The following is a 14866-nucleotide window of genomic DNA, read 5'->3' as shown; positions in this document are numbered from 1 at the left end:
ATCATGCGCCGCTCGGTTTTCTCTGGCCTGGCCCTGGCAGCCGCCCTGCTCGCCATCAACGCGGCCCATGCACAAGCGCCGGCACCCGGCGCCAGCGTCAGCCTGTACGGCTTTCTGAAGGCCGATGTCGAGCAGGTCAGCGCGAGCGGCCTGCACGGGCCGCTGCGGCGCCTGTCCAACAACCTCTCGGTGCTGGGCTTCCGCGCCAGCGAGGACCTGGGCGCGGGCTGGAGCGCCTGGGCCCAGATCGAGACGAATGTGAAGGTCGACACCGGCGATGGTCCCTGGGGCGGTCGCAACACCGGCGTGGGCCTGCGCGGGCCCTGGGGCGAGCTGCTGCTGGGGCAATGGGAGACGCCGCTGCGCTTTGTGTCGGTCTATGCCATCGACCCCTTCACCGCCGGCATCTTTGCCTCCAACAGCATCCTGGGCAATGGCTTTGCCACCGCTGCCAACGGCCTCGCGCCCGCCTCCTTCGACCGCCGCCAGCCCAATCTCGTGCAATACAGCAGCCCCACGCTGCAGGGCTTCAGTGCACGCCTGGCCTACGCCATGCCCGAGGAGAAGACGGCCACGGTCGCACCCGACCTGATCTCCACGCTGGTCAGCTACAACGAGGGGCCGCTCTATCTCGCATGGGGCCATGAGCGGCATCGTGACTACCTGGCCGCCGGCAGCCTCGACAACGCCCATCGTCTGGGCGCCGCCCTCACCCTGGGCAACACCCGCCTGCGCGCTACCTGGGAGCGGCTGCATTACGAACCCGCGCCGGGCCGCGTGCTGAACCGCCAAGCCTGGCAACTGGCCCTCACGCACGAGATGGGTGCCGGCCAGTGGCGCGCCAGCCTGGTGCGCGGCCAGGCCGCCAGCGGCAACGCCAGCCAGGGCGTGGGCGGCATCGGTGCGCCAGGCACCGACTCGGGCGCGCGCCAGCTCTCACTGGGCTATGGCCACAGCCTCTCCAAGCGCAGCGAGCTCTGGGCCGCCTGGACCTCGCTGCACAACGGCGCCACGGCCGCCTACAAGCTCTCCGCCAACCCGATCAACGGCCTCAAACCCGGCAGCAGCCAGCGCGGGCTGGGCCTGGGCATCACCCACAAGTTCTGAGCATCGCCATGCATTTCACCGTCTCCCGCAAACTCTGGGCCGCCAGCCTGGCCGCCCTGAGCCTGATGGTGGCCGCCGCCGTACTGAGCCAGCGCTCGGCCGTCCTGGCCATGCAAGACGCCATGGACGAGGTGGCGGCCGTCGATGAACGCATCGGCCTCTCCACGCGCTGGGCCGGCGCGCTGGAGGCGAATGTGCAGCGCGTCATCGCGATGGCCTTGAGCCAGGAGCCGCTGCTGACCCAGACCTTCGGCCGGGGCCGCAAGCAGGCCACCGGGCTGATCAACGAGTTGCAGGAACGCATCGCCAAGGAAGCCGGCACGCCGCGCGAGCGCGAAGCGCTGGCACGCATCGCCGATCGGCGCCAGCCGGTGGTGGCCTTGATGAAGCAGGTGGACGCCTTGAAGCAGCGCGGCGAATCCGCCGGCGCGCTGGTTGAAAAGGACTTGCTGCCTGCCGTGGCCAATTACCTCGCGGCGCTTGAACAGCTGGTGGAGGTGCAGAGCCAGTTGCGCGACGAGGCCAAAGCCGCCGCCCTGCTGGCCAGCGAACGCGCGCAAGGCCTGGGCCTGCTGGTGATGGGCCTGGTGTACGCGTTCGCCCTCGCCGGGGTGGCGCTGCTGGTGCGCGCCATCAGCGCGCCGCTGCGCCAGGCGGTGCAGTTGGCCGAGCGCATCGCCGAGGGCGACCTCAGCCAGCCACCAGCGCTCGGCGACCGCCAGGACGAATTCGGCCAGCTCATGCAAGCCATGGAGGCGATGGCGCGGCGCCTGCGTGCGCTGGTGGCCGAGGTGCTAAAGGGCGTGGACTCGGTGAGCACGGCGTCCAGCGAGATCGCCGAGGGCAACCAGGATCTGAGCGTGCGCACCGAGCAGGCGTCGGCCAATTTGCAGCAGACCGCCAGCTCGATGGAGCAACTCACCGGCACGCTGCGGCAGTCCGCTGACACCGCGCGCCAGGCCAATCAGCTGGCCGCCGGCGCGGCGCAGGCGGCCGGCCGCGGCGGCCAGGTGGTGAACGAGGTGGTCGGCACCATGGCGCAGATCAGCCAGAGCTCGGCGCGCATGGCCGACATCATCGGCGTGATCGACGGCATTGCCTTCCAGACCAATATCCTCGCCCTCAATGCGGCGGTGGAAGCGGCGCGCGCCGGCGAGCAGGGCCGCGGCTTCGCGGTGGTGGCCGCCGAGGTGCGCAGCCTGGCGCAGCGTTCGGCCGCGGCCGCCAAGGAGATCAAGGGCCTGATACAGGCCAGCAGCAACACGGTGGCCTCGGGCGCCCAGCTGGTGGATCAGACCGGCAGCTCCATGCAGCACATCGTGGCCAGCGTGCACCAGGTGGCGGCCCTCCTCCATGAGATCGCCGTCGGCGCCAGCGAACAGGGTGAGGGCATTGCGCAGGTGAACCAGGCGGTAGCGAATCTGGATCAGATGACCCAGCAGAACGCCGCGCTGGTGGAGCAATCGGCCGCAGCCGCCACGTCGCTGCGCGATCAGGCCCGGCGCCTGCGCGCCGTGGTGGGGGTGTTCAGGCTCGACGCTTGACGGCAGCGGCCTTGGCGGGCTTCTTCACGGCTGCTGTAGCAGCCACTTTGGCGGCAGGCTTGCGCAGCTTGGGCGCAGCCGGCGCCTCGCTCGGCGCACGCCCCGGGGCGTCGCCACCCTGCTGCGCCTTCAGCAGGTCCAGCACATTGATGCTCAGCCGCGCGGTGTGGTTGCGCATGGCCTCGTAGGAGGCCTCGGCATCCGAGGCCAGGATGGCGTTGAGGATGGCCTGGTGCTCGTCGTGCGAGACCGGCAGGCGCCGCTCCACATGGGTCTGTGCGGCGCGGAAGGGCGCCAGGCGCTCGCGCAGATTGCTCAGCATCGCGGCCAGGCTGCGGTTCTGCGCGCCGGCGCTGATGAGCTGGTGAAACTGGTGGTTCAGCTGCAGATAGCCGGCCTCGTCGCCGCGCGCCACGCAGTCCTCGCTCTGCTGCTGCACCATCTGCAGCTGCTTCTTCTGCACCGCGCTCATGCGCTCGGCGCTGATGCGGCAGCACAGAGCGTCCAGCTCGACCATCGCCTCCAGCATGTCGGAAAGATCGTCCAGCCCGATGCTGCGCACGATGCCGCCCTTGCGCGGCTGCAGATCGATCAGGCCACGCGCATGCAGCTCGCGCAGCGCCTCGCGGATGGGCGTGCGCGAGACCTGGAAGCGCTCAGCCAGCACCAGCTCCTCCAGCTTCTGCCCGGGTGGCAGCTTGCCGCTGACGATGTCTTCGGTGAGGCTGCGGCAGATGCTGGCGGAAGCGTTACCCATGGGTGATCCAGGCTGGGAAGTGTCAGGTTGAGGCGATTCTAGCGACGGCGCGCACAACTGCATTGCGGTTCAGCCTCTTTGCATGCGCAATACTTTTCATGTATACATATAGATGTTTTTGGATTCATTGAATCCTGAACCTATCCATCTACCTCTGGAGGCCCCCATGGCTGGCAAGCTGCGTCACATCGCTATTTCCGTTCCCGATCCCTGGGCCATCGCGCCCTTCTACGAGCAATCCTTCGGCATGACAAAGGTCGGCGAGACCGATTCCTCGCTGGCGCGTGGCGTCTACCTCAGCGACGGCGTGATGTGCCTGGCGTTGCTCAACTTCAAGAACGACGCCCATGCCGGGCCGCTGGGCCGCGCGCATGTGGGCCTGCACCACATCGGTTTCTGGGTGGACGACATCGCCGCCTCGCGCCAGGACTGCGAGGCCGCCGGCGGCACCTACTTCCTCGGCGAGGTGCCGGTGAAGGGCAACAGCTTCTACGAGGTGAAGTACTTCGACCCCAACGGCGTGATGATCGACATGACCGACCGCGGCTGGGGCGGCGCCGCCAAGGACGTGGTGGGCGTGTCGGAGGCGCCGGCATTGCGCCACCCCGACCTCAAGGCCGCGCGCTGAAGCTCAGCCCGGCACCGGGTTGGGCAAGGCCCGCCCGGCGCAGAAGGCCTGCAGGTTCTCCAGCAGGCAGGCCAGCTGGGCGCGCTGCGCCTCGGGCGAGCGGCCCGAGATATGCGGCGTCAGCAGCACCTGGTCCAGGCGGCACAGTTCGGCCGGCACGGCGGGCTCGTCATCCAGCACATCCAGGCCCGCGCCGGCAATCTCGCCGGCCTGCAGCGCGGCGATCAGATCGCCGCTGTGCAGCACGCTGCCGCGCGCCACATTCACCACGAAGCCGGTCGGCCCCAGCGCGCGCAGAACCTCGCGATTCACCAGATGGCGTGTGGCCGGCCCGCCCGGGCAGGCCAGCACCAGATAGTCGCTGGCCGCGGCCAGGCTCAGCACCGAGGCGTGGTGCTGATAGGGCAGCTCGGGCCGGGGCTGGCGCGTGCAGTAGGCCACGCTCATCTCGAAGCCGAGCGCGCGGCGCGCGATCTGCTGGCCTATGTTCCCCATGCCCAGCAGGCCGAGCCGGCGCCGGTGCAAGGTCGGCCGCTCGGCGCGGCTGTGTTGCCACAGGCCTGCCTTGACCGCGCGGTCCAGCGGCGCCAGGCCGCGCGCCAGCGCCAGCATCAGGGCCAGCGCGTGGTCGGCCACGGTGGCGTTGTTGACGCCGGGCGCATGCGTGACGGCGATTCCCAACTCGCGTGCCGCCGCCAGATCGATGGCTTCGAAGCCCGCACCGAAGGCGCACACCAGGCCCAGGCCGGGCAGGGCCTGCATCTGCGCGCGGCTGAGCCCGGTCGTGCCATTGGTGAGCACCGCGCGCACGCCGCGCCGCGCCATGGCGGGCCAGTCCAGGCCCGCCGGGCCCTGCGGTTCGTAGCTGAGCTCGCAGTGCTCGCCCAGCGCCTGCACAAGGGCGGGCTGCAGCGGGATCAGCGCCAGCAGCGATGGTCGGATTTCGTTCATGTCTTGGACCCGGTGGCAAGAAACATCAAACACAGGGAATTACCCTGCATCGCTTGCCATGTATACATGGCGATGTTATTGTATTCACATATTGCAGCGCGCTGCATCGGAACGACAAGCAAAGGACAACCCGTGATCTGGTACGCACTCGCCTCTTACGACAACGGCCACGGCCCCCGCCCCGCCCTGGTGCTGGATGACCAGCTCTATGACGCCGCCGCCGCGGCACGCGCCTGCGGCATGGAGCAGCAGCCGCAGTTGGCCGCCTTCCTGAACAGCACCCAGCTGGCGATCGCTGACTGGCCGCACAGCGCCGGCGCGATCGCCGCACTGGCCCGACAGGTGCAGGAGCTGGCCGCCGCCGGCGCGCTGCATGCGCTGCCCGCCCAAAGCTATCGGCTGTGCACGCCCTACCGCCCGGGCCGCATCTTCGGCGCCGCCTCCAACTATGTGGAGCACGCCAAGGAGATGGGCACCAAGCTGGCGCCGCGCACCGAGAGCGCCCCCTATGTCTTCATGAAGGCCGACACCAGCGTGCTGGCCACCGAGGAGGATGTGGTCAAACCCGCCCACACCGCCAAGCTGGACTGGGAGGTCGAACTGGGCGTGGTGATCGGCCGTGAATGCCGCAACGTCGGTGTCGAAGAGGCCTACGAGGTGATCGCCGGCTACACCGTGTTCAACGACATCAGTGCGCGCGACCTGAACCGCCGCAGCGACTACCCCTTCACGCACGACTGGTTCCGCGGCAAGAGCTTTGACACCTTCGGCCCCATGGGCCCCTGGCTGGTGCCGCGCGACTGCATTGCCGCGCCGCAGAATCTGCGCATGCGCCTGACCGTCAACGACGAGACCATGCAGGACGACACGACCGAGGGCATGATCTTCAACATTGCCGAGCAGATCGCCTACCTCTCCAGCATGCTCACCCTCAAGCCCGGCGACCTGATCGCCACCGGCACGCCCACCGGCGTGGGCATGGCGCGTGGGCGCTTTCTGCAGCCCGGGGATGTGATGATGGCCAGCATCGAGCAGATCGGCAGCATCCGCAACCGCGTGGTCGCGGGCTGATCCACCCCAACTCCTTCAAGGAAGCCCCCATGTCCATCCACCGCCAACTCTGGGCACTTGCCTTTGCCGCGCTGAGTTGCAGCGCCGCCCAGGCCCTGGACAAGGTCAAATTCAACCTCGCCTGGCTGCCCCAGGGCAGCACCGGCGGGGTGCTGGTAGCGGCAGCCAAGGGCTTTTATGCCGAAGCCGGGCTGGAGGTGCAGACGCAGCGTGGCTACGGCGGCCAGCGCACCGTCAACGAGATCGACCAGGGCCTGTTCGAGTTCGGCTACGGCGATCCGATCAGCGTGATGCTCAACCGTGCGAATGGCGGCAAGACGGTGATGGTGGGCGCCATCAACACCCAGTGGCCCGGCGCGCTCTGCTATATGCCGGGCAAGTTGGGCAAGGCACCGAAGCTGGCCGAACTCAAGGGCATGAGCGTGGGCGGCGGCGCGGCCTCGCCGCTGCAGAACCTGGTGCCCGCCTGGCTGCAGGCCAACGGCCTGCCGGCCAATCACCTCAAGCTGCTGCGCCTGGACCCGGCCGTCATCAACCCCAGCTTCCTCGAGGGCAAGGTGGACCTGGCCGAATGCTGGGAAGGCGCCAACAAGCCCCTGCTGGAGGCCCTGGTGCAGCGCGAGGGCAAGCAGCTCGCCGCCCTGCGCTACCGCGACTACAACCTCAACATCTACGGCAATGGCATCGTCGCCAGCGAGGCCCTGGTGCAGGCCAGGCCCGAACTGGTGAAGCGCTTCGTCGCCGCCACCTACCGCGGCTACGAGTACATGCGCAAGAACCCGGATGAGGCTGCGGACCTCATCGTCGCCAGCAACAAGCTGCTGAGCAAACCGATCCTGATGCAGCAGATCAAGGAAACGCTGGACATCATCAGCGACGCCGGCGCCGACAACAAAAAGCTTGGCTACATCCGTGCCGACCGCATGCACGCCACCATCGAATTCGCCAAGAAGGCCTTCAAGGTCACCGCCGACGTGCGCGGCGGCGAGGTCTACACCAACCGTTTCATCGTCGACTGAGACGCGCCACCATGACTACACCCGGCAAGATCAAACCTCGCAAGCTCGGCCATCTGGTGCTGATGGTGCGCGACATCCACAAGTCCGTGCACTTCTACACCGAGATCCTGGGCCTGGAAGTGTCCGACTGGATCAGCGACCAGATGGTGTTCCTGCGCGCCGGCAGCGATCATCACGACCTGGCCCTGGCCCAGATCCCCGCCGACTCGCCCGAGCGCGAGGAACTGCCGCGTTATGGCCGCCCCGGCCTGGAGCATTTCTCCTACCTGGTGGACGACCTGGCCGAGATGGAGCGCGCGGTGCAGCTGCTGCAAGCGCATGGCGTGGAGATCGTGCGCGGCATCGGCAAGCATGGCCCGGGCGAGAACCTCTTCCTGGTCTTCAAGGATCCGGATGGCAACAACGTCGAGCTCTACTGCGAGATGACCCAGATCACTCCGGCGCAGCCCTACGAGGCCAAGGTCTGGGAACGCAATATCGATTCCTTCGACCAATGGCGTTTTGCCCGCTTCGTGGTGCCGCCGCCGGCCGCCGTGGTGGCCGCCAAGCAGGGCAAGCCCAAGGACGAGGCCTGAGATGAGACGCGCGCTGGAATCGCTGATCTTCTGGGGCCTGCTGGCCGCGCTGTGGGAATACGGCGTGGGCGCTTTAGGCATACGCCGCTACCTGCTGCCGCCGCTGTCGGCGGTGCTGGCGGCGGGCTGGGAGGCCCGCGAGATGCTGCTGAGTGAGACCTGGGTCACCACCACCGAGGTGCTGATGGGCTTTGGCCTGGCGGTGGTGGGCGGCATCCTGCTCGGGGTGTTGATACACCTGAGTCCGCTGGCGCGCCGCACGCTCTACCCGCTCATCACCGCGCTTCAGAGCATGCCCAAGATCGCGCTGGCGCCGCTGATGATCGTGTGGTTCGGCTACGGCCTGGGCTCCAAGGTGGCGGCCACCTTTCTGTTCGCCTTCTTCCCCGTGGTGGTGGCCACCCTGGGCGGCATGCAGAACGTGCCCATCAACCTGGACGAGCATTTCCATGCCCTGGGTGCCTCGCGCTGGGACCGCTTCTGGCGCCTGCAGATGCCCTCGGCCCTGCCCGCCTTCGTGGACGGCATCAAGATCGCCATGCCGCTGGCGGTGATCGGCGCCATCGTGGGCGAGTTCATCGGTGCCGAGCAGGGCCTGGGCCATCTGATGACGCTGGCCACCGCGAACGCGCAGACCGATCTGATGTTCGCCGCCATCCTGGTGATCACCGCCCTGGCCGTGTTCCTCTACGCCCTGGTCGAACGCCTTGCGCGTGCGGTCTGGTGGCGCAGCATTTCCTACTGAAGAAACCATTCATGTCCCAGCATCCGTCCAAGCCGGTGATTGAAGTTCGCCAGGTGCTCAAGACCTTTGCCGGCAAGCGCGAGGTGAAGGCACTGGAAGCGGTGGACCTCGCCATCGGCGCCCACGAGTTCGTCTCCATCCTCGGCCCCAGCGGCTGTGGCAAGAGCACGCTGCTGCGCATCGTCGCCGGGCTCACGCCCTACCAGGGCGGCGAGGTGAGTGTGAACGGCCGCGCGGTGATGGGCCCCAGCCCCGAGATCGGCGTGGTGTTCCAGAGCAGCAATATGCTGCCCTGGCTGACGGTGCGCGAGAACATGGCCCTGGGTGCCAGGCTGCGCAAGCTGCCCGAATCCGTCTGGGCACCCAAGCTCGAGCAGCTGATGGGCATGCTGGGGCTGAAGGGCTTCGAGCAGCATCACCCGCACCAGCTCTCGGGCGGCATGCGCCAGCGCGCGGCGATCGGCCAGATCCTGGCGCTGGACCCGCAGATCCTGCTGATGGACGAGCCCTTTGGCGCCCTCGACGCGCTGACGCGCGACCGCCTCAATGTGGAGCTGCTGCGCATCTGGCAGGAGCAGCGCCAGACCGTGCTGCTGGTGACCCATTCGATCGCCGAGGCGGTGTTCCTCTCGGACCGCGTGCTGGTGATGTCGGGCCGCCCCGGGCGCGTGGTGAAGGAGATCACGATCGACCTGCCACGCCCGCGCCGGCCCGAATCCATCAAGGAGAACCCGCGCTATGGCGAATACATCGCGGAGCTGTCATCGCTGATGGGGGTGTTCAAGGATGAACACTGAGGCTGAGTTGCGCGCCCTGCTGCGCGAGATCGGCCCGCGCTGGGCCGAGGACATCAACGCCCACCGCGACCAGGTGCTGCGCGCCTACACCCCGCTGCAAGCCGCGCACCCGCTGCCCGGCCTGCAGATCGAGCGCGCCATTCCCTACGGCGCCCATGCGCGCCACGTGCTGGATGTCTACCTGCCACCCGGCACTGCTGCGGCCGCGCCCAGGCCCATCGCCGTGTTCGTGCATGGCGGCGCCTTTGTGCGCGGGCAGATGAATGCCAACGAGCAGGTCTACGGCAATGTGCTGCGCTTCTTCGCCCGCCATGGTTTCGTGGGCGTGAACGTGGAATACCGGCTCGCGCCCGAGGCGCCCTTCCCCGGCGGCGCCGAGGACGTGGCCGCGGCGCTGCGCCATGTCCAGGCCCATGCCGCCGGCTGGGGCGGCGACGCCACGCGCATCCTGCTGATCGGCCATTCGGCCGGCGGCGCCCATGTGGCCACGCTGCTGTGCGACCCGCGCCTGCAGGCACAGCGTCCGGCGGTGGCGGCGGCGGTGCTGATCAGCGCCCGGCTGCGCGCCGATCTGCGCGCAGACAACCCCAATGCCGGCGGCGTGCGCGCCTACTTCGGCGACGAGGCCGCGCGGCTGGAGGCCGATTCACCGGTGCAGCATGCGCAGCACTTGAGCGTGCCCACCCTGCTGGCCGTGGCCGAGCATGAGAACCCCTGGCTGGACGTGTACGCGGCCGAGTTCTGCCACCGCGTGGGCCAGGCGCAGGGGCGCATCCCGCGCCTGATCTGCGTGCCCGAGCACAACCACACCTCCATCGTCGCGCACCTCGACAGCGGTGGCGCCGATTCAGCCTTTGGCGAGCAGCTGCTGGCCTTTGCCCAGTTGCTGCGTCCGCCCATCCCCTCCTAGCGGCGCATCCGCGCCGAGGCCACCGGCCTCCATCCCATCATCACCTTCAGGAGTCACCCATGGTCACCACCGGACTGACCGGGGCGTTTGCGCCCGTCGTCACCCCCTTCGCCGCCGATGGCAGCCCCGACGTGCAGCGCTTCATTGCCCATGCGCGCTGGCTCGTGCAGCAAGGCGCCGGGCTCGCGCCCTTTGGCACCAACAGCGAGGCCAACTCGCTCACCCTGGACGAGCGCCGCCAGCTGCTCGAGGCCCTGCTGGAGGCCAGCATCCCCGCCGCAAAGCTGCTGCCCGGCACCGGCGCCTGCTCGGCCGGCGAGGCCGCGCAATTGAGCCGCCATGCGGTACAGGCCGGTTGTGCCGGTGTGCTGATGCTGCCGCCCTTCTTCTACAAGGGCCTCAGCGACGAAGGCCTGTACGCCTGGTATGCCGAGGTGATTGCGCGCATCGCCGATCTGCGGCTCAAGCTCTACCTGTATCACATCCCGGCGCTGAGCGGCGTTCCCATCACCCACGCCGTGATCGAACGCCTGCTGCGCGACTTCCCTGGCACCGTGGTGGGCATCAAGGACAGCTCGGGCGATTGGGACAACCTCGCCGCCATGCTGGCGCGCTTCCCGACGCTGGAGATCTTCCCGGCCTCGGAGAGTTTTATCTCGCGCACCCGGCCGCTGGGCGCGCGCGGCTGCATCTCGGCCACCGTCAACATCAACCCCGGCCGCATCAGCCGGCTGGTGAGCGAGTGGAACAGCGAACAGGGCCCGGCCCTGCAGGCCGAGGTGGACCAGCTGCGCAAGATCGTGCAGGCCTATCCCATGATTGCCGCGCTGAAGGAGGTGCTCGCCACCGAGCTGCACGACGCGCAATGGCGCCGCGTGCGAGCGCCGCTGACGGCACTCAGTGCCAGCCAGTCCGTGGCCCTGCACGCCGCGCTGCAAGCCATCGATTTCCAGCTGGCATGACGGCGCAGGCACTTGCCCCGCTGGGGGCTTATCCCATGCTGCGGCGCCGCGGTCCCTGGGTGTTTGTCTCGGGCATGAGCGCGCGCCAGGCCGACGGCAGCTGCGCCGGTGTGACGCGGCTGCCCGGTGGCGAGCTGCAGATCGATGTGGCCGAGCAGACCCGCGTCGTCATCGCCAAGATCCGCGCCGCGCTGCAAAGCCAGGGCGGCGAGCTGGGCGACTGCGTCAGCCTGAGCTGCTACCTCACCGACATGCGCGACTTCGCCGCCTACAACCGCGCCTACGCCGAGTTCTTCGATGCCGAGACCGGCCCGGCGCGCACCACGGTCGCGGTACACCAGCTGCCCCATCCGCAGATGCGCATCGAGATCACGGCCACCGCCTGCCTCGGGGAGCCACGATGAGCCGCCCGCCTCGACTTGACGACAGCGCCTTCGACCAGCTGCTGCGCCGCGCGCGCAGCCAGAACCGCTGGCTGGACCGGCCGGTGGCACCCGAGCTGCTGCGTGAACTCTACGAGCTCATGAAGATGGGCCCCACCAGCATGAACTGCGCGCCGGCCAGGCTGGTCTTCGTGTGCAGCGCGGCGGCGCGCGCGCGCTTGTTGCCGCTGGTCTCGCCCGGCAATGTGGAAAAAGTGCGCACCGCGCCGGTCACCGTGCTGATCGGCACCGCGCAGCGCTTCCAGGAACGCCTGCCCCAGCTGTTTCCGCACCGGCCCGAGGCTCGTCGTCAATTCGACGACAACGCCGCACTGGCGGAGAGCACGGCGCTGCGCAACGCCACGCTGCAGGGCGCCTACCTGATGCTAGCCGCGCGCGGTCTGGGGCTGGACGTGGGGCCGCTCTCGGGCTTCGACGCCGCCGCCGTGACGGCCGAGTTCTTCACCCCGGAACCGACCTTTGCCGGCGACGCGGTGGAGGCCAACTTCCTCTGCAACCTCGGCTATGGCGACCCGGCAGGCTTGTTCGAGCGCCTGCCGCGCCTGCGCTTCGAGCAAGCCTGCAAGGTGCTGTGATGGGGATGGAGTTGATCGCCTACATCGGCCTGGGTGCCGCCACCGGGGTGCTGGCCGGCCTGCTGGGCGTGGGCGGCGGCATCGTGATCGTGCCTCTGCTGGTGCTGATGTTCGGCGCCCTGCCCTGGGGGCCGGCACATGCGGCTCATATGGCGCACCTGGCGCTGGGCACTTCGCTGGCCAGCATCGTGTTCACCTCGCTCGCCAGCGTGCGCGCCCACCACCGCCGCGGCGCGGTGGACTGGGGGCTGGTGAAGCGCCTCAGCCCCGGCCTGGTGTTGGGCACCCTGGCCGGCACGGCCTTGGCAGCGGCGCTTTCCACGCCGGCATTGAAGGCCTTGTTCGTCTGCTTCGCCTGGATCGTGGGCGTGCAGATGCTCCTGAACCTGCGCCCCACGGCGGCGCGGACGCTGCCGGCGCCAGCCGGCCTGCATCTGGCCGGCGCCGGCATCGGCGTGTTCTCCAGCCTGGTGGGCATCGGCGGCGGCTCGGTGTCGGTGCCCTTCATGAGCTGGTGCAGCGTGCCCCTGCACCGCGCCATCGCCACCTCGGCGGCACTGGGTTTTCCGATCGCGCTGGCCGGCAGCCTGGGCTTCATCGCCAACGGCCTGCAGGCCGAGGCACGGGGTCAGGTCTTGCCTGCGCTGTGCCTGGGCTATGTCTATCTGCCGGCCCTCGCCGGCATCGCCCTGGGCTCGGTGCTCACCGCGCCGCTGGGCGCTCGGCTGGCACATGCGCTGCCGGTGGCGCGGCTCAAGCAGCTGTTCGCGCTGCTGCTGCTGGTGCTGGGCACGCGCATGGCCTGGGGCCTGATCAAGCCTTGGCTGTGGGCATAGCCGGTATCGGCAGCCCGTCCAGGCCCTTCACCTCCTGCATGGAAAAGCTGGTGCGCACCATCTTCACCCCGGGCAGGCGGCGCAGCTTCTGCTGCATCAGCGCGGAATACCCGTCCAGGTCCTGGGCCACCACCACGAGTACGAAGTCCTCCGGGCCGGAGACGCCATGACACATCACCACCTCGGGGATGTCGCGCACCGCGCGCTCGAAATCCAGCGAATGGTCTTCATCCTGGCTGTCGATGCCGATGGTCACAAAGGCCATCACGCCATAGCCCAGCGCGCGGCGGTCCAGCCGGGCCTGGTAGCCGGTGATCAGGCCGGCCTCCTCCAGGCGCTTGATACGCCGCCAGCAGGGCGATTGGGACATGCCCGTGAGCTGTGCCAGCTCGCCCGTGGTCAGGCGCGCGTCTTTTTGCAGCGCATCCAGCAACACCCGGTCGGTCGCATCGATCTCAACCTGCATTTGAATTTCTCCGAATTGGCTGTTTCAGGAAACTTTAACCCCAAACAACAGCATGTAGGGTTATCGATTGGTCACATTCGTATTTTGCTGCATAGACTGGCCTTCATGTATACATGCGCACTCAAACAAATACAGACTTCCCGACCATGAGTTCCAACCACCGCACCGAATCCCAAGCCCTGGCCCAGGCCGATTTGCTGAGCCGCGAGCACTGTCTGCAGCTGGATGCCCAAGACCCCCTGGCCGCCTGCCGCGAGCGCTTCACGCTGCCGGCCGGCGTGATCTACCTGGACGGCAATTCGCTGGGTGCCATGCCCGCGGCCGTGCCGGCGCGCATGCGGCAGGCGATCGAGCAGGAATGGGCCGTGGGCCTGATCCGCTCCTGGAACGATGCCGACTGGTACCCCGCCCCGCAGCGTGTGGGTGCCCGCATCGCCGAGCTGATCGGCGCTAGCGGCAGCGAGGTGATCGTGGCCGACTCCACCTCGGTGAATCTCTTCAAGCTGCTGGTGGCGGCACTGCGCATGCGGCCGGGCCGCCAGACCATCCTGGGCGAGAACGGCAACTTCCCCACCGACGCCTATGTGGCCGCCGGCGTGGCCGAGCTCACCGGCGTGCAGCACCGCGCCGTGGCGCCCGACGAGGTGCTGGCCGCACTCAATGAAGACGTGGCCGTGCTCACCCTCACCCATGTGAATTACAAGAGCGGCCAGGTCTACGACATGGCGGCCATCACGCGGCGCGCGCACGAAGTCGGCGCGCTGGTGATCTGGGACCTGGCCCATACCGCCGGCGCCATGCCCTGCGAGCTGAACGCCTGCGAGGCCGACTTCGCGGTGGGCTGCGGCTACAAATACCTGAACGGCGGGCCTGGCGCCCCCTCCTTCGCCTTCGTGGCCACGCGCCACCAGGCCGCGCTGCGCCAGCCCATCACCGGCTGGCACGGCCACGCCACGCCTTTTGCCTTCGGCCAGACCTACACGCCCGCGCCCGGCATCGACCGCATGCTGGTGGGCACCGCGCCGCAGATGGGCCTCTTCTCGCTGGAGGCGGCTCTCAGCGCCTTCGATGACGTGGACCTGCAGCAGCTGCGTGCCAAAAGCCTCTCGCTCACCAGCCTCTTTATCGCCCTGGTGGACCAGCAGCTGAGCGGCCATGGCTTCGGCCTGGCCACGCCGCGCAACCCCGCCCTGCGCGGCAGCCAGGTCTCGCTCACGCACGAGCAGGGCTACGCCATCGTGCAGGCCCTGATCGCACGCGGCGTGATCGGCGACTTCCGCGCCCCCGACATCCTGCGCTTCGGCTTTGCCGCGCTCTACCTCAGCCATGCCGATGTCTGGGACGCCGTGACCACGCTCAAGGACGTGATGGACCGGCGCAGCTGGGCCACGCCCGAGTTCATGGCCAGGAAGGCCGTGACCTGAGCACCCCGGATCGAGTTTCTTCCCTCCCCTCCACTCCGCTCCCCCGGAATCCACCC

The 14866-nt window shown here is 68.5% G+C and carries 17 protein-coding genes; 14 read left to right on the top strand and 3 right to left on the bottom strand.

Annotated features, from left to right (window positions below):
- Window positions 1–3 precede the first annotated feature (3 nt).
- Complete coding sequence (locus tag PFX98_RS12205; RefSeq protein ID WP_285235479.1) at window positions 4–1107, top strand: porin; 1104 nt, start codon at window positions 4–6, stop codon at window positions 1105–1107.
- 8 nt (window positions 1108–1115) lie between these two features.
- Window positions 1116–2651, top strand: coding sequence for a methyl-accepting chemotaxis protein (locus PFX98_RS12200; protein WP_285235478.1), 1536 nt, complete (start codon window positions 1116–1118; stop codon window positions 2649–2651).
- On the opposite strand, the gene PFX98_RS12195 is transcribed toward PFX98_RS12200, so the two are convergent.
- A complete protein-coding gene (locus PFX98_RS12195; protein WP_285235476.1) occupies window positions 2635–3408 on the bottom strand; it encodes a GntR family transcriptional regulator in 774 nt (257 codons plus the stop codon). The genes PFX98_RS12200 and PFX98_RS12195 overlap by 17 nt on opposite strands.
- A 166-nt stretch (window positions 3409–3574) precedes the next feature.
- Here PFX98_RS12195 and PFX98_RS12190 point away from each other — a divergent pair, with 166 nt between their 5' ends.
- The gene (locus PFX98_RS12190; RefSeq protein WP_285235475.1) at window positions 3575–4036 is read left to right on the top strand and encodes a VOC family protein; all 462 of its coding nucleotides are present in this window, start codon (window positions 3575–3577) and stop codon (window positions 4034–4036) included.
- Between the two features lie 3 nt (window positions 4037–4039).
- Here the strand turns inward: PFX98_RS12190 and PFX98_RS12185 are convergent, their stop codons facing one another.
- A complete protein-coding gene (locus PFX98_RS12185; RefSeq protein ID WP_285235474.1) occupies window positions 4040–4987 on the bottom strand; it encodes a 2-hydroxyacid dehydrogenase in 948 nt (315 codons plus the stop codon).
- Between the two features lie 132 nt (window positions 4988–5119).
- On the opposite strand from PFX98_RS12185, the gene PFX98_RS12180 reads away from it, so the two are divergent.
- Genes PFX98_RS12180 through PFX98_RS12135 form a run of 10 tightly spaced genes read left to right on the top strand, consistent with a single transcriptional unit; the run spans window position 5120 to window position 12920 of the window.
- A complete protein-coding gene (locus PFX98_RS12180) occupies window positions 5120–6058 on the top strand; it encodes a fumarylacetoacetate hydrolase family protein (RefSeq protein WP_285235473.1) in 939 nt (312 codons plus the stop codon).
- A gap of 29 nt (window positions 6059–6087) precedes the next feature.
- On the top strand, window positions 6088–7077 hold the full coding sequence (locus tag PFX98_RS12175; RefSeq protein WP_285235472.1) for an ABC transporter substrate-binding protein: 990 nt from the start codon (window positions 6088–6090) through the stop codon (window positions 7075–7077).
- A gap of 11 nt (window positions 7078–7088) precedes the next feature.
- Entirely contained in the window at window positions 7089–7652 is a 564-nt protein-coding gene (locus PFX98_RS12170) for a VOC family protein (RefSeq protein ID WP_285235471.1), read from the top strand.
- Between the two features lies 1 nt (window position 7653).
- Window positions 7654–8397, top strand: a complete 744-nt coding sequence (locus tag PFX98_RS12165) for an ABC transporter permease (RefSeq protein ID WP_285235470.1) — start codon at window positions 7654–7656, stop codon at window positions 8395–8397.
- 11 nt (window positions 8398–8408) lie between these two features.
- Complete coding sequence (locus PFX98_RS12160; RefSeq protein WP_285235469.1) at window positions 8409–9194, top strand: ABC transporter ATP-binding protein; 786 nt, start codon at window positions 8409–8411, stop codon at window positions 9192–9194.
- Entirely contained in the window at window positions 9184–10104 is a 921-nt protein-coding gene (locus tag PFX98_RS12155; protein ID WP_285235468.1) for an alpha/beta hydrolase, read from the top strand. The genes PFX98_RS12160 and PFX98_RS12155 overlap by 11 nt, the downstream gene beginning before the upstream one ends.
- A 59-nt stretch (window positions 10105–10163) precedes the next feature.
- Window positions 10164–11066, top strand: coding sequence for a dihydrodipicolinate synthase family protein (locus PFX98_RS12150; protein WP_285235467.1), 903 nt, complete (start codon window positions 10164–10166; stop codon window positions 11064–11066).
- Window positions 11063–11470 carry a RidA family protein gene (locus PFX98_RS12145; protein ID WP_285235466.1) on the top strand — a complete coding sequence of 136 codons (408 nt, stop codon included), beginning with the start codon at window positions 11063–11065 and terminating at the stop codon, window positions 11468–11470. The genes PFX98_RS12150 and PFX98_RS12145 overlap by 4 nt, the downstream gene beginning before the upstream one ends.
- Window positions 11467–12084 (top strand): malonic semialdehyde reductase, encoded by a 618-nt coding sequence (locus PFX98_RS12140; protein WP_285235465.1) that lies wholly within the window; start codon window positions 11467–11469, stop codon window positions 12082–12084. The genes PFX98_RS12145 and PFX98_RS12140 overlap by 4 nt, the downstream gene beginning before the upstream one ends.
- On the top strand, window positions 12084–12920 hold the full coding sequence (locus PFX98_RS12135) for a sulfite exporter TauE/SafE family protein (RefSeq protein WP_285235464.1): 837 nt from the start codon (window positions 12084–12086) through the stop codon (window positions 12918–12920). The genes PFX98_RS12140 and PFX98_RS12135 overlap by 1 nt, the downstream gene beginning before the upstream one ends.
- On the opposite strand, the gene PFX98_RS12130 is transcribed toward PFX98_RS12135, so the two are convergent.
- Window positions 12898–13386 (bottom strand): Lrp/AsnC family transcriptional regulator, encoded by a 489-nt coding sequence (locus PFX98_RS12130; protein ID WP_285235463.1) that lies wholly within the window; start codon window positions 13384–13386, stop codon window positions 12898–12900. The genes PFX98_RS12135 and PFX98_RS12130 overlap by 23 nt on opposite strands.
- Window positions 13387–13532: 146 nt before the next feature.
- Here PFX98_RS12130 and kynU point away from each other — a divergent pair, with 146 nt between their 5' ends.
- Window positions 13533–14810, top strand: a complete 1278-nt coding sequence (gene kynU / locus PFX98_RS12125) for a kynureninase (RefSeq protein ID WP_285235462.1) — start codon at window positions 13533–13535, stop codon at window positions 14808–14810.
- The last annotated feature ends 56 nt before the right edge of the window (window positions 14811–14866 follow it).

The sequence above is a fragment of the Paucibacter sediminis genome (genome assembly GCF_030254645.1).
GTDB classification, from domain to species: domain Bacteria; phylum Pseudomonadota; class Gammaproteobacteria; order Burkholderiales; family Burkholderiaceae_C; genus Paucibacter_B; species Paucibacter_B sediminis.
Note: the sequence above shows the minus strand (reverse complement) of the source record. Positions and strands in the feature narration are given on the sequence as shown.

Bases quoted from the DNA above. Each gene is read 5' to 3' on its own strand.
- PFX98_RS12205 (WP_285235479.1), top strand. From the start codon at position 4: ATGCGCCGCTCGGTTTTCTCTGGCCTGGCCCTGGCAGCCGCCCTGCTC.
- PFX98_RS12200 (WP_285235478.1), top strand. From the start codon at position 1,116: ATGCATTTCACCGTCTCCCGCAAACTCTGGGCCGCCAGCCTGGCCGCC.
- PFX98_RS12195 (WP_285235476.1), bottom strand. From the start codon at position 3,408: ATGGGTAACGCTTCCGCCAGCATCTGCCGCAGCCTCACCGAAGACATC.
- PFX98_RS12190 (WP_285235475.1), top strand. From the start codon at position 3,575: ATGGCTGGCAAGCTGCGTCACATCGCTATTTCCGTTCCCGATCCCTGG.
- PFX98_RS12185 (WP_285235474.1), bottom strand. From the start codon at position 4,987: ATGAACGAAATCCGACCATCGCTGCTGGCGCTGATCCCGCTGCAGCCC.
- PFX98_RS12175 (WP_285235472.1), top strand. From the start codon at position 6,088: ATGTCCATCCACCGCCAACTCTGGGCACTTGCCTTTGCCGCGCTGAGT.
- PFX98_RS12170 (WP_285235471.1), top strand. From the start codon at position 7,089: ATGACTACACCCGGCAAGATCAAACCTCGCAAGCTCGGCCATCTGGTG.
- PFX98_RS12165 (WP_285235470.1), top strand. From the start codon at position 7,654: ATGAGACGCGCGCTGGAATCGCTGATCTTCTGGGGCCTGCTGGCCGCG.
- PFX98_RS12160 (WP_285235469.1), top strand. From the start codon at position 8,409: ATGTCCCAGCATCCGTCCAAGCCGGTGATTGAAGTTCGCCAGGTGCTC.
- PFX98_RS12155 (WP_285235468.1), top strand. From the start codon at position 9,184: ATGAACACTGAGGCTGAGTTGCGCGCCCTGCTGCGCGAGATCGGCCCG.
- PFX98_RS12150 (WP_285235467.1), top strand. From the start codon at position 10,164: ATGGTCACCACCGGACTGACCGGGGCGTTTGCGCCCGTCGTCACCCCC.
- PFX98_RS12145 (WP_285235466.1), top strand. From the start codon at position 11,063: ATGACGGCGCAGGCACTTGCCCCGCTGGGGGCTTATCCCATGCTGCGG.
- PFX98_RS12140 (WP_285235465.1), top strand. From the start codon at position 11,467: ATGAGCCGCCCGCCTCGACTTGACGACAGCGCCTTCGACCAGCTGCTG.
- PFX98_RS12135 (WP_285235464.1), top strand. From the start codon at position 12,084: ATGGGGATGGAGTTGATCGCCTACATCGGCCTGGGTGCCGCCACCGGG.
- PFX98_RS12130 (WP_285235463.1), bottom strand. From the start codon at position 13,386: ATGCAGGTTGAGATCGATGCGACCGACCGGGTGTTGCTGGATGCGCTG.
- kynU (WP_285235462.1), top strand. From the start codon at position 13,533: ATGAGTTCCAACCACCGCACCGAATCCCAAGCCCTGGCCCAGGCCGAT.